Origin of the sequence: Weissella ceti (assembly GCF_018394055.1) — a bacterium.
GTDB classification, from domain to species: domain Bacteria; phylum Bacillota; class Bacilli; order Lactobacillales; family Lactobacillaceae; genus Weissella; species Weissella ceti.
Map to the genome: position 1 here is coordinate 985,081 of NZ_CP074441.1, position 12,481 is coordinate 997,561.

A 12,481-nucleotide genomic window follows, 5' to 3' on the forward strand; every position below is an offset into this window, starting at 1 on the left:
ATGACATTAAACCAAATCCATAAACTTTCCACGTAGGCGCACGTGTACAATCGCTCCAATCCACAACATCAACACGGTTATTGTCCAGAAAAACGCTGAATTGATAGGGTTATAAAAAACACTTTCATTGAACAATAAACTGACACGAAAACTATCCAAAATATAGTAGAACGGTGTCATCTTCAAAATCGTAACCACCACATCTGGTAAGTTACGGGTATCTACATTAATAATGACGCCCGAAATAAAGAAGGCTAACCGGAAAAATAAATCCGCTGCCGTTTTAAAATCAGGTACTAAGATAGTTAGGGTTGAGGTTAATAAATTCATCCCTAGCATAAATGTCCACATCGCAAAAATCGCATAAATGACTTGTAACCACATCAAGTTGGGCATAATACCAAACAACATAATTACAATTATCGTTAATCCAATCAATACAAGAAAACGTCGAAATTCCTCTAACATTGGCACCACAGGCGCAATAGATAGCGGAAATTTCGTTTTCGTTAACATTCCAAGTTGTGACGAAATACTTGTCATCCCTCTTGTAAATGAGCCTTTAATAAAATACCAAGGAACAATCCCTACTAATAACCACAAAATATACGGTTGATTGTGCACAGTACCGTTGTACATACCCAGCCCGAAGACAATAAAATAGGTCGCAATGTACATTAGTGGTTCTAAATAATCCCAAGCAGAGCCTAAATAGTTGTCAGCCCATCGTGAAGCTATATTAAATCGTGCAAGTCGATTTGCAGTTGTGAAATGTTGACCTATTTCCTGCAACACTTGCCACAAGTCTTTCATCATCAATTCATCCCTCCAGCAGCAACCATCCCCATCAATACGCTTGCCTGGCCAATTAATGTTGATCCTAAGAAAATTGCAATCATCATAAATAATGCCAGTCCAATTTTATCACCTAGCGTTAGCCGATCGTTGAACGGTTGCGAAAAAACCTGATTTTTTACTGCCTGTTTGTCAACCGGTGTACTTACTTGGTTCATTGCACGTTCCGCCAACTTTTCAACAGAAAAACTCATTTGTGCTTCTCGCTTTTCATCACGATACTGTATTTGCCCAGCCGAATCTAGTGCTTTATATTCATCTACAAACGCATCATATTGATCCATGACTTCCCGCGTTGGTCCAAACATACGCACTTCACCAAAATGCATCCACAGCACTTTATCAGCCATTTCACGGACTTGCTTCAAGTCGTGAGAAACAAAAAATATTGTTTTCCCTGCTGCTTGAAAATCCTTGATTTTAGCAAGCGCCTTCCGGTTGAAGGTTGCATCCCCTACAGATAAGGCTTCGTCCACAATAATGATATCTGGATTCGTATATACTGAGATGGCAAATCCTAATTTCGATTTCATTCCAGATGAATAGTGCTTCACTTGCTGTTCAATAAAGTCTCCTAGCTCTGAAAAATCAATGATATCTTCCATGCGCTCATCAATTTCTTGCTCAGTTAAACCAAGCATCAGCCCTTTTAGCTTAATATTTTCACGTCCTGTCATCCCGCCACGCAAGCCAGCATTAATTGCAATCAAAGAAGTATCGCCATGAATGTTAATAGTCCCAGAAGTGTTCGGAATAATCCCAGCCACCATTTTCATCAACGTTGACTTACCTGAACCATTCGTTCCAACAATAGCAATTGTTTCTCCTGCATATGCGGTAAAACTAACACCACGAACAGCCCAAAACACAGCAAAATCACGATTAAACAAAGTCGCTTGGAGTTTTTCCACACGACTCGGCGCTAGCTCATACTGTTTGGTAATATACTTGGCTTCAATTTTCTTTTCTTTTGTTGTTTCCATTTTAGCCTCCTTGTTAATCGTGTCTATGTTCTCGCAGAACGTCTATTATAACTTTTGACTCATTTGTAATAGATTACGTGACTTAATTAGGCTAAGCGCTGTGACGAAAAATCCAATCAAACTAACCCCAATCTGGATTAATCCATTCACTTGCAGCCATTGAAAGGCTGTTGAAAGTGCAAATGTTGTAAACAATACAGAAAACGCAATAGCACGACTACGATTCGCATTCAAAATCATCATATCTTTGGTATTTTGTTTTGCAGCAACATCTTGCGTCATTTCTTGCATTTGCTTGGCAACGCGGGCCATTAAATCTTCCATTGATTCATTTGCTTCTGGATCAATGTTCATCATTTTAAATTGATTTTCTTGCATCTTTTTATTTAGTTTTTGCACACGCTCAGTGTTCGCAAAAGATTGATATTGCCCCCATGACTTAATCATCATGAATGCACACACCAACAATAAAATCGTATCTAAGACTACCATATAGTCCCTCCATCCTACTTAATGATCTCTATTTCCATCAAGTTTTTAACTTAAATATTAATGTACTCATTACACGTTAAATCAACTTAAAGATTACACGGTAATCATGCCAACATCCAATTTACTGGATGTGTCGGCCGCTCATTTTATAACTCGTGCCGTCAATGAAATCATTTCAAAGACTATCGTTATAGTATACGCCATTCCTGCTTGAGAATAACACTCTATACCGTGATTTTATGATTACTTACTTAGTTTTTCACAGCACATGCTACCTTTCCTTACATTTTATATTTTTTCACATAAGATTTATTGCATTCAAAAAGCAGTAAGGTATCATTGAAATAACTTAAATTAACTGGAGGCATTATATGACGATTCAAAATTTTGATACTTTGTTAACTAAATACGCAAATTTAATTGTGAATACTGGGATTAATATTCGCAAGGGACAAAATGTTATTATTTATGCGGAAATTGATCAACAACAACTTGTTCATGCCTTAACAGATGCAGCATATGCTGGCGGGGCAAATCGTGTTGACGTTGATTGGTCTGACTTGCACACTAAGCGCGAGTTTCTACGTCATGCAAGTGACAGCGACCTACAATCACTACCTGAATCAGCTAGCGTTCGTGCACAAGAAATTGCCGATAACGTGACATCACGTATTGCGGTTGTTTCAAATGATCCTGACGGTTTTGCTGGAATTGATGGCCAACGTGTGTCAACATTTGAACAAGCTTACCAACGTGCTGTTGCACCAGTTCGTCAAGCAACCATGAATAACGATCTAGATTGGTGTGTCGTCGGTGCAGCAGGACAAGCATGGGCGCAAAAGATTTTCTCAGGCCTTTCTGCCGCCGATGCACAAGATGCATTGTGGGAACAAATCTTCAAAATCAATCGTGTGACAGTTGATAATAACCCAACCGATGAATGGTCAAAGCATATCGCAACCTTGAATGCCCAAGGCGCTTGGCTAACAGAACAAAACTTTACTGAATTACACTTCAAATCAACCGTTACTGACCTAACTATTGGTCTAGCAACTGATCATGTCTGGGAAGCTGCCGATTCAACTGACAAGTCTGGTTCACGTTTTGTTGCGAATATGCCAACTGAAGAAGTCTTTACATCACCAGACTTCCGTAATATTTCAGGAACCGTTACATCAACTAAGCCACTATCTTATGCAGGTGTCTTGATTAACGATATCCAATTAACTTTTGAAGCCGGTAAGATTGTTTCTGCCACCGCTTCTAGCGGCGAAGCGGTCTTACAACAACTGATCTCTACTGATGATGGCGCAAAGTCACTTGGAGAAGTTTCATTGGTACCATTCCACTCACCTATTTCTGAGTCTGGAATCGTCTTCTACAACACTCTATTCGACGAAAACGCCTCATGCCACTTAGCAATCGGCGCTGCCTACCCTTCTAATATCAAGAATGGTACAACAATGGATACTGAAGCACGTCAAGCTAAGGGACAAAATGAATCTGTTGTCCACGTTGACTTCATGATTGGATCATCCGACATGCAAGTTGATGGTATCTTACCTGACGGTTCAAGTGTTCCTGTTTTCCGTGACGGTGATTGGGCCTAAGCCTTAAAAAGGATTATTAAATAACAAAAGCCTCGACATTTCTTCTTAGGAAGTTGTCGAGGCTTTCTTTTTATTTTTTATTTAAAAGCAACAAAAAAGCACCTCCTAAGAGGTGCTTCCTTAACGTTCATTGATTGGAATTAACCGATCTTTGAAACGTTTTCTGCTTGTAGTCCACGGTCTCCGTTAACTACTTCAAATTCAACAGCTTGTCCTTCGTTCAATGACTTGAAACCGTCACCTTGGATAGCTGAGAAGTGTACGAATACATCGTCACCGTTTTCGCGGGCGATAAATCCGAATCCCTTGTCATCGTTGAACCACTTTACTGAACCTTGTTCCATAATATGCAACCTCCTGGCATACGCCAAACTTTTAATAACAACAAAACTATGCCAGATACTTCAATGTTGCAAAAAACACTTTAATAATCTTTTTTTAGTTTTAACTACGTGTATAAGTATAACACGCCTCTCAAACAATTAGCTAGTAAAATTCTTCATAATTCATATATGCTTTTTTAATTTATAAAGTTTACATACGAATAATTAGCATATTGACTTGAATACCCCATAGGATGTCCACTTAAATCCATTACTTCATTTGCGACATCATTTTCTTTGCTTCTGCTTGTGTCAGCACCATCCAGTCGTTTGGTACATGGACAGTAGCTACCTCGCTAACAACAGTGTGATCTTGACCACTGGTTCCAAACAACCACTTTACGACATCATTCTTCCATTCAAGACGAGTTGTCTTTACTTCAACCTCTGCACGCTTATAAGCTGCGCTTTGCTTAAATGTTGCGTGACTTTTAGTAGCCTCCGTCAAATCATCCTGGTTTGGCTTAAAGTGTGCTTTAGGTGTCGTATCCGCCTTTGTATCACGATATACCATTACATAATGATTTTTTGCTGTCCCTAGTGGTTCAGCAATCATAATACCATTTGGTAGCCATGGATCACCAGCAGAGTAAATGGCCTTAGTTTCAACTGTTTCAACTTCCTTCATACCTAGATGATGAGTGAAATTCAAAGTCATGGCACCAACCGTTAGTATTAACCCTAACGCCGAAATCGTTCCGACAATCAAACGCGTCTTTCGAACTGGCACAACTAACCAGGCTACAAACGTTAATACGGCGAAGATTGCCATTAAAATCATAATCATATTACTTCACCTCCGCCTTCTTTTGTCCTGTCTTACCAGTGTGCAAGAAGTACGCAACAACGATACCAACTAACGCAAAGACCAAACTCAATGTAAATGAGATACGGAATCCATCCATTGAAGCGTTCAAGAAGTCGCTTGCATATTTAATTGGATCAGCTGCACGTAGTGCTTCTGTTGGCTTGTTAGTGTCAATCACATTTTGTGTAACTGACGTCAACAACGCCACAACCACGGCTGATGACACTTGACGAGCCGTGTTGTTTGAGGCCGTTGCGTGACTAGCCTGTTCTGGCGGCAAAGCTCCCATCGCTGAGGCTGTCAACGGCATCATAACCATCGCAATACCAAACATACGTAATGCGTACAAAGCAGTGATATAGGCTTCTGGTGCTTCAACAGTCAAAAAGACAAATGGTAGTGTTCCAATTGCCAAGATACTGAATCCAACAGCCGCTAAACGACGTGCACCAATACGGTCATATACACGACCAGCGATTGGTGACATCATTCCCATTACCAACGCTCCTGGTAACAATACTAATCCTGAGCGGAACGCATTCATTCCGTGAATGTTTTGCAAATATGTTGGCAACATCATTTCAACACCCATCATGGCCATCATAGCCATCATGATAGCTAGTGTTGTAAGTGCGAATTGCTTATTTTGGAAGACACGGACGTTCAAGAATGGTTCTGCCAAGTGCAATTGACGGCGAATAAAGATTGCAATAATCAAGACACCAAAGACAATTGGCAAAATAACGTTTGTCATGTCAAACCAACCAAAGGCTGCGACATTTGTGAATCCCCATAGGAACAACCCGAACCCAATAATTGATTCAATCAATGACAACATGTCTAATTGAATCTTCTTGTTTGGCACAACGTCCTTCAAGAGGAAGAATCCTAATACAAACGCGATGCTTAATACGACCATTGGGAAGTAGAAAATTGATTGCCATGTATCTTCAATCGTCATACCGAATACTGTGTGTGGTGACTCAAGAATCCATCCTGATAGAACTGGCCCAATCGCTGGTCCCATCCCAACAACTAGTCCTCCTAGCCCCATTGCAGCTCCACGTTCTTCGGCTGGGAAGATATTAACCATAACCACCTGCATAAGTGGCATTGTAATACCAACCCCCAAAGCAGCAAGAATACGTCCTACCAAGAACATATTCCACATATCTGGTTGTGGTGGTGTCAGAACAGATACACCCATTCCTAAGATAATCAACGCAAAGGCAGCTAAATATAGCCAACGCGTTGGAAATTTGGTTGTTAGATACGCTGATACCGGAATCATAATCCCGTTTGCTAACAAGAACCATGTTGTTGCTTGTTGTGCTGTTGCAAGATTAATATCAAAGCTTTCCATTAATGTTGGTAAAGCAGTTCCCAATGATGTTTGCATCAACACTCCAGCAAATGTCGCACTTAGAATCAGTGCCATCATCGCAAATCGACTAAACGACTTGCCATGAATATCTACTGGCCTAGTTTTTTGCTTATTTTGTGCCATGTCAATTCTCCTTTAATTGCTGATAAACTATTCTATTCCTATTAAGATTGAATTACAAGTACATGATAAACAAAAAAACACCCACAATTTCTTGTGAGTGTTTAAGTGGATTACCACCATCCGTTAGCGTTACGGAACTTTAGTGCTCCGTCAACTGATCCATAACGTGATGTTGCGTATCCAAGCATACCTTGAGTTTGTGTTGCAACTGAACCTGAACCCCAAGCTTCCTTAGTTTGACCAAGTCCGCGGTATCCAGCAGCTGAAACAACATTTGGGTTTCCACCTGATTCAGGTAGCACGATCGTGCGCCACATTGCAGGTGTTCCACCAGCAGCAATAAATTGGCTGTAAACTGATCCTGAACCAGCAGGCGCAGCAGAAGCACGTGGTGCTGAAGGTGCTGGTGTAGCAGCTGCTTGTGCGGCTACTGCGGCAGCTTCTTCAGCGGCTGCTTTTTCGGCAGCTTCCGCTTCCTTTTTAGCTTGTTCTTCGGCCGCCTTAGCAGCTTCTTCAGCTTCCTTCTTTGCCTTTTCTTCTGCAGCCTTAGCAGCCTTTTCAGCAGCTTCTTGCTTGGCTGCAGTTTCCTTAGCAACCTTAGCAGCCTTTTCGGCAGCCTTGTCAGCGTTTGACTTTGTGTCATCTGCAATCTTATCAGATGATACAGATGTGTTTGATGTAACACGGATGTTTTGGTCCGCAAAAGTAATGTTAGTGTTTGAGGCTGATGCAGAAACCATGTCGTCGATTGACACAGCTAGTTCTGAATCAGCTGATTGGTTAGCTGATAGTGTTGATGCAGCGTGAACCATAGTTTGGCCGGTCGTCAACAATGCAACGATTCCAGCCACCGTTAAGGCAACTTCTTTTGATGTCTTCATTTCTTTAAAATCCTCCATTGATCATATCGTGTAACCACGATTATCAAATGCTAATTGTTAAAGCAACTTGTGTTATCACAGGTCGTCCTTAGTGATTACCTGTCGCAATCACAAGAACTATCTTAACAAGCTAGCATGCTTTTATATTTCAAAAAAATGTCAAACAATCTATTAGATGACTAAACGATGCGTTTTTCTGTAACATAAATATCACATTCGACGAAAAATCGCCCAAAACCCTATCTCTAAACACTGCAAAAACCTTTTACTTAACCAGTTAATTAATTCCTATAATTTCGTTATTTTTATTGAAATAATCTCTAAACACTAAAATAAAGCGTCCATCAAACTAGTTTGTAACATAACTGTAATGTAGTAAAGTTTATTTTTTAGTGTTTTCGTAACCATATTTGATCAATACCATGACCAATCGATTTACGTAAAATTAAATCCGCACGCTCACGTGTCGGCAATATATATTGCGTTAAATTAGGTAAATTAACGGTTTCCCAAACAGATTGGGCATACGCCAAGGCTTGTTTTCGTGGTTGTTGCGCCAGTTCAAAAAAATAATTTTCCGGATCATTGACCACTTCTGTTTGATCTAACAACGCCTCAAATCGGTCTAAATACCAGTGTGCAATCAAATCTGTATCCGCATCTATATAGATAGAAAAATCAAAAAAGTCTGATAAATAAACGGCCGATCCCACACTAGACTGTAAAGTGTTGATTCCTTCGACAATTAATATAGAAGGTTTTGAAAACTCGTCAAACTCATCTTGCATCACATCTGAAATATCATGCGAGTATTTAGGCGAACGTAGCGTGTCTGTTCCAGATTTAACTTCATCCATAAATGCCAACAATTTAGGCATATCGTACGACTCTGGAAAGCCTTTGCGTTCCATCATCCCCTCAGCCATTAATTGAGCATTTGTTTTCAAAAAACCGTCTGTGGTCATCAAGGCGACTTCTTGTTCTCCAAACAGGTCTTGTAATAGATATGTTAATAAACGTGCCGTCGTTGTCTTCCCGACAGCCACTGAACCAGCAATCCCAATCACAAAAGGCATATCATTGCTGTTTTCATGTAAGAACATCGCTTCATTACGACGATGTGTTCTGAACTCTTCATATAGAAAGCGTACATAACGTACTAGTGGTAGATAAACGTCTTGTACATCCCCAAGAGAGATTTGGTCGTTAAAGGCCTTAATACGAGTTAGAAACGCCGCATCAATAGCGCTAGGCATTTGAACCGGAGTTTCCTGACCAATATGCCGCCATTGCTCTTTTGGATATGATACATAGTTCATCAACTTGGCATCATTCATGATTATCCTCGAGTATATAGAGCTGGATCAACACGATCCAACAAAGGTGTTAACTTGTCCAATGCCAAAACTGTCAAACGGTGCATTGCACGAGATGCAATTGTATAAACTAGTTGGCGTTCGTCATCTTGTGTGTACACCTTATCAGAAGCGTCCCACATGATAACAGCGTCAAATTCTAGCCCCTTTGCAAGGTACGCTGGCACAATAATTGTCCCCGGCACCAAACGTTGGTTTTCGGTACGAATAATCGTAACGTCAACATCATCACGCAATGCAGCATATACAGCTTCTGCTTCAGCCAAATTCTTAGTAATAATCGCTGTTGTTTCCTCATCATCGACATTACGTTCAACTTGTGTCTTAGCATCCGCAACCATTTCATCGAAACTTGACGCCACAACAACACGTGGTAATTCACCTTCACGCGCAAAGGCATTAATTTGCGCACCATCAATCAAAATTTCCTTCGCGAAATCAGTAATTGGTTGCGTTGAACGGTATGTGTCCGTCAATTGGATATATGCTGACTTTTCTGGGTTAAACAGAGTTGCTAGATCAGCACGCAAGCTCACAGAGTTTTCCTTGGTAAAGATGGCTTGGTTCAAGTCTCCTAGCATTGTGAAACGCGCCTTAGGAAAGCTGTACTTCAAGAACGCCAATTGGAATGGTGTGTAGTCTTGAATTTCATCGATAAAGACGAAACGAATGTCACGTTCTCCATGGCTACCCTTAATCAAGTCAAATAGGTAGATAAATGGTGTCATGTCAGCTAGTAACAAGTGGCTACCCTTCATTTCAGTAACTGTTTGTTGGATACTTGCAACCCAGTCTTGGTTTGTAATGTCATACTTTGACAAATCAACCATGTTTGGCACTGCTTGTAAGAAGTGGACAAATTGCTTGTTGATGTTGATAAATCGATTACGATTAATTCCCTTGGCCAAAGGTGCCAATTCATTAGTCACAATAATCTTAGCCAAGTACTTTGTTTCTGCTTCTTCAGAATCAAATTCCTTCGCTTCATCACCCAACATTGAGTCATATTCTTCCTTAGAAAGAGATTGAATGATTTGTTCAACCCAGTCAGCCTTCATTTCAGTCCCAACATGACCTTGCAAAATGTTCAGTAACTTTTCCTTCGTTGCTTGTAGACGGTTACCTAGGTGGTAATTTTCGTTAAAGCTGTAGAAGATACTCAAAATACGTTCCTTTGAGATTAATTCCTTACCCTTGAACTTAATTGGACGAACTTGAATATCGTTGAAGTTCAAACCTTCTGAATAAGTTGTCATCAAATCAAAGTAATCACGTGTTCCCTTAAAGTCGTTCACACGCTTTTGTGCGGGTGTTAAATCTTCTTCAAAACGTTCTTGCAATGTTTCTAGTTCGAAACGTGGCAAACGACGAGATGCGTATTGGTAGTAAGTCAATTGAACCATGTTTTGTTCCCCTAGTTCAGGCAAAACTTGGTCAATATAGTCGTTAAATAATTGGTTAGGTGAGAACATGACAACTTGTCCAGAAGTCAATTGTCCACGGTAACGATACAACAAGTACGCCACACGTTGTAGAACAGCAGATGTCTTACCTGATCCAGCTGCACCTTGCACGAATAACAAGTCATCCGCAGTATTACGAATAATCTTGTTTTGTTCTTGTTGAATAGTTGTAACGATTGATTGCATCTTAGTTGTTGAATCACCTGACAAGGCTGCCAACAACATTTGGTCACCAACGGCTTCATCCGTGTCAAAGATTGTCACAATTGTACCGTCTTCGATTTGGAATTGACGCTTCAAATGAACAGTCGCATCTTGTTGTCCATCTGGGGTTGTGTATGTCACTTCTCCAACACCATCATCATAGTAAATTGATGAAATTGGTGCACGCCAGTCATAAACTAAGAAGTTATCTGGCCCATCAGAAAATGATGCCAACCCAATGTAAATTGACTCCGTTGTTTCTGCACCTTTTTCTTGCACATCAATACGTGCAAAGTATGGACGCTCAACCAGACGGTCTAAAATTTCAGCACGACGATCAGCTGAGTTCATTGCTGCTTCACGTTGTTCCAACATTTGTTGTTGTTGACGCACTGAAGTTGCTGTTTCAAATAAACTACCATAGTTTTCTGTTTTGAAACGAACATCCTTCCACCCTGAATCAACTTGTGCATGTTGGTCAGCGGCATATTGTTGATCTAAACGATTTTGAACTTGTTCATCTTTAATCTTATTCAACACCATATCAAGGCGTTGTTGTTCTAGTTGAAACCCTTCATTCATTGGGAGCCTCCCCGTTTTCGTTAAAATTAGTTATTTAATCTTACTACAATTTGATGTTTAATTCCATGTTTGACAATTTATCAAGGCAATAAAAAAAGCGCCCGATTTTTTACAATCGAACACTTTTATGAAAAACTTATTCACCGTCGTCCAACAAATCCAATGATTCTACGTTTTCATTTGCCTCAACAGCATCAACCTCTTCAACAATTTCTTCCTTGTTTCCCAAGTAAGCATCACGAACACGGTTGTAAATTTCATCATAAGTTGCTTGTTGTTCAGGATCTTCTAGCCAACGAATTGCATTAACCTTTCCTTGACCAATCTTGTTACCTTCATAAGCAAACCATGATCCTGACTTATTGACGATATCCTTATCAACCGCCAAGTCAATCATTTCACCAGTCTTTGAAATTCCCTTACCGAACATAATTTCGATTTCAATTTCACGGAAAGGTGCAGCAACCTTGTTCTTAGCAACCTTAATCTTAGTCAAGTTACCAACTGACTTCACATCATCTCCATCTGCCTTAGTCGGTTCGATGCTTCCACGACGACGCACATCCAAACGTACAGAAGAATAAAACTTCAATGCACGTCCACCTGGTGTTGTTTCAGGGTTACCAAACATAACCCCAATCTTTTCACGCAATTGGTTAATGAAAATTGCAGTTGTTCCAGTACGTAAAATACCACCAGACATCTTACGCAATGCTTGTGACATCATACGTGCTTGTAGCCCAACTGAAGAATCTCCAATTTCACCGTCAATTTCAGCCTTTGGTGTCAACGCCGCAACTGAGTCGACAACAACCATGTCAATCGCACCAGATGAAATCAATTCATCCGCGATTGCAAGTCCTTGTTCACCAGTATCTGGTTGTGACAATAACAATTCATCAACATTAACACCTAATGCACGAGCATAAGCAACGTCAATCGCGTTTTCCGCATCAATATATGCGACAATTCCGCCATTTTTTTGCGCTTCCGCAACAGCGTGCAAAGCCAGTGTTGTCTTACCTGATGATTCAGGTCCATAAATTTCAATAATACGACCCTTAGGATATCCACCAATTCCCAAGGCGATATCCAACTTCAATGAACCAGTTGATGTTGATTCAACATGCGTGAACTTACTGTCACCCATCTTCATAACTGATCCCTTACCAAATGATTTTTCAATCTTCTTCAACGCATCATTTAAGGCCTTTTCACGAGCCGCTTTATCTTCAATACGTCCTTCAATCTTTTTATTCGGATTAATATTCTTCCCTGATGCCATAACGACTCACCTCTTATTAACTTTAACTTAATTTATTTAAGTATACACCTAA

The 12,481-nt window shown here is 40.2% G+C and carries 11 protein-coding genes; 1 reads left to right on the forward strand and 10 read right to left on the reverse strand.

Annotated elements, in window-relative coordinates:
- Window positions 1–6 precede the first annotated feature (6 nt).
- Genes KHQ31_RS05160 through KHQ31_RS05170 form a run of 3 tightly spaced genes read right to left on the reverse strand, consistent with a single transcriptional unit; the run spans window position 7 to window position 2,330 of the window.
- Window positions 7–816 carry an ABC transporter permease gene (locus tag KHQ31_RS05160; protein ID WP_213408489.1) on the reverse strand — a complete coding sequence of 270 codons (810 nt, stop codon included), beginning with the start codon at window positions 814–816 and terminating at the stop codon, window positions 7–9.
- The gene (locus KHQ31_RS05165; protein ID WP_213408491.1) at window positions 816–1,838 is read right to left on the reverse strand and encodes an ABC transporter ATP-binding protein; all 1,023 of its coding nucleotides are present in this window, start codon (window positions 1,836–1,838) and stop codon (window positions 816–818) included. Before KHQ31_RS05165 ends, KHQ31_RS05160 begins: the two co-directional genes overlap by 1 nt.
- A 45-nt stretch (window positions 1,839–1,883) precedes the next feature.
- The gene (locus tag KHQ31_RS05170) at window positions 1,884–2,330 is read right to left on the reverse strand and encodes a hypothetical protein (RefSeq protein ID WP_213408494.1); all 447 of its coding nucleotides are present in this window, start codon (window positions 2,328–2,330) and stop codon (window positions 1,884–1,886) included.
- A gap of 371 nt (window positions 2,331–2,701) precedes the next feature.
- Between KHQ31_RS05170 and KHQ31_RS05175 the strand changes: the two genes are divergently transcribed.
- Window positions 2,702–3,940 carry an aminopeptidase gene (locus tag KHQ31_RS05175; RefSeq protein WP_213408495.1) on the forward strand — a complete coding sequence of 413 codons (1,239 nt, stop codon included), beginning with the start codon at window positions 2,702–2,704 and terminating at the stop codon, window positions 3,938–3,940.
- Window positions 3,941–4,080: 140 nt separating this feature from the next.
- Here the strand turns inward: KHQ31_RS05175 and KHQ31_RS05180 are convergent, their stop codons facing one another.
- The 7 genes from KHQ31_RS05180 to recA form a co-directional block, all read right to left on the reverse strand.
- Window positions 4,081–4,284: a cold-shock protein gene (locus tag KHQ31_RS05180; protein ID WP_213408497.1), complete on the reverse strand. Its 204-nt coding sequence runs from the start codon at window positions 4,282–4,284 to the stop codon at window positions 4,081–4,083.
- 250 nt (window positions 4,285–4,534) lie between these two features.
- Window positions 4,535–5,110 carry a DUF4811 domain-containing protein gene (locus KHQ31_RS05185; RefSeq protein WP_213408499.1) on the reverse strand — a complete coding sequence of 192 codons (576 nt, stop codon included), beginning with the start codon at window positions 5,108–5,110 and terminating at the stop codon, window positions 4,535–4,537.
- A 1-nt stretch (window position 5,111) separates the two neighbouring features.
- Window positions 5,112–6,638 carry a DHA2 family efflux MFS transporter permease subunit gene (locus KHQ31_RS05190; protein ID WP_213408502.1) on the reverse strand — a complete coding sequence of 509 codons (1,527 nt, stop codon included), beginning with the start codon at window positions 6,636–6,638 and terminating at the stop codon, window positions 5,112–5,114.
- Between the two features lie 110 nt (window positions 6,639–6,748).
- Window positions 6,749–7,519 carry an aggregation-promoting factor C-terminal-like domain-containing protein gene (locus tag KHQ31_RS05195; RefSeq protein ID WP_213408503.1) on the reverse strand — a complete coding sequence of 257 codons (771 nt, stop codon included), beginning with the start codon at window positions 7,517–7,519 and terminating at the stop codon, window positions 6,749–6,751.
- 389 nt (window positions 7,520–7,908) lie between these two features.
- Window positions 7,909–8,856, reverse strand: coding sequence for a type I pantothenate kinase (coaA, locus tag KHQ31_RS05200; protein ID WP_213408505.1), 948 nt, complete (start codon window positions 8,854–8,856; stop codon window positions 7,909–7,911).
- Window positions 8,857–8,858: 2 nt separating this feature from the next.
- Complete coding sequence (gene helD / locus KHQ31_RS05205; RefSeq protein WP_213408507.1) at window positions 8,859–11,144, reverse strand: RNA polymerase recycling motor HelD; 2,286 nt, start codon at window positions 11,142–11,144, stop codon at window positions 8,859–8,861.
- 136 nt (window positions 11,145–11,280) lie between these two features.
- On the reverse strand, window positions 11,281–12,429 hold the full coding sequence (gene recA, locus KHQ31_RS05210; protein WP_213408509.1) for a recombinase RecA: 1,149 nt from the start codon (window positions 12,427–12,429) through the stop codon (window positions 11,281–11,283).
- Between the last annotated feature and the right edge of the window lie 52 nt (window positions 12,430–12,481).

Excerpts from the sequence above, each read along its gene's own strand:
- KHQ31_RS05195 (WP_213408503.1), bottom strand. The coding sequence starts at position 7,519 with ATGAAGACATCAAAAGAAGTTGCCTTAACGGTGGCTGGAATCGTTGCA.
- helD (WP_213408507.1), bottom strand. The coding sequence starts at position 11,144 with ATGAATGAAGGGTTTCAACTAGAACAACAACGCCTTGATATGGTGTTG.
- KHQ31_RS05190 (WP_213408502.1), bottom strand. The coding sequence starts at position 6,638 with ATGGCACAAAATAAGCAAAAAACTAGGCCAGTAGATATTCATGGCAAG.
- KHQ31_RS05185 (WP_213408499.1), bottom strand. The coding sequence starts at position 5,110 with ATGATTATGATTTTAATGGCAATCTTCGCCGTATTAACGTTTGTAGCC.
- KHQ31_RS05180 (WP_213408497.1), bottom strand. The coding sequence starts at position 4,284 with ATGGAACAAGGTTCAGTAAAGTGGTTCAACGATGACAAGGGATTCGGA.
- KHQ31_RS05160 (WP_213408489.1), bottom strand. The coding sequence starts at position 816 with ATGATGAAAGACTTGTGGCAAGTGTTGCAGGAAATAGGTCAACATTTC.
- KHQ31_RS05170 (WP_213408494.1), bottom strand. The coding sequence starts at position 2,330 with ATGGTAGTCTTAGATACGATTTTATTGTTGGTGTGTGCATTCATGATG.
- KHQ31_RS05165 (WP_213408491.1), bottom strand. The coding sequence starts at position 1,838 with ATGGAAACAACAAAAGAAAAGAAAATTGAAGCCAAGTATATTACCAAA.
- KHQ31_RS05175 (WP_213408495.1), top strand. The coding sequence starts at position 2,702 with ATGACGATTCAAAATTTTGATACTTTGTTAACTAAATACGCAAATTTA.
- recA (WP_213408509.1), bottom strand. The coding sequence starts at position 12,429 with ATGGCATCAGGGAAGAATATTAATCCGAATAAAAAGATTGAAGGACGT.
- coaA (WP_213408505.1), bottom strand. The coding sequence starts at position 8,856 with ATGAATGATGCCAAGTTGATGAACTATGTATCATATCCAAAAGAGCAA.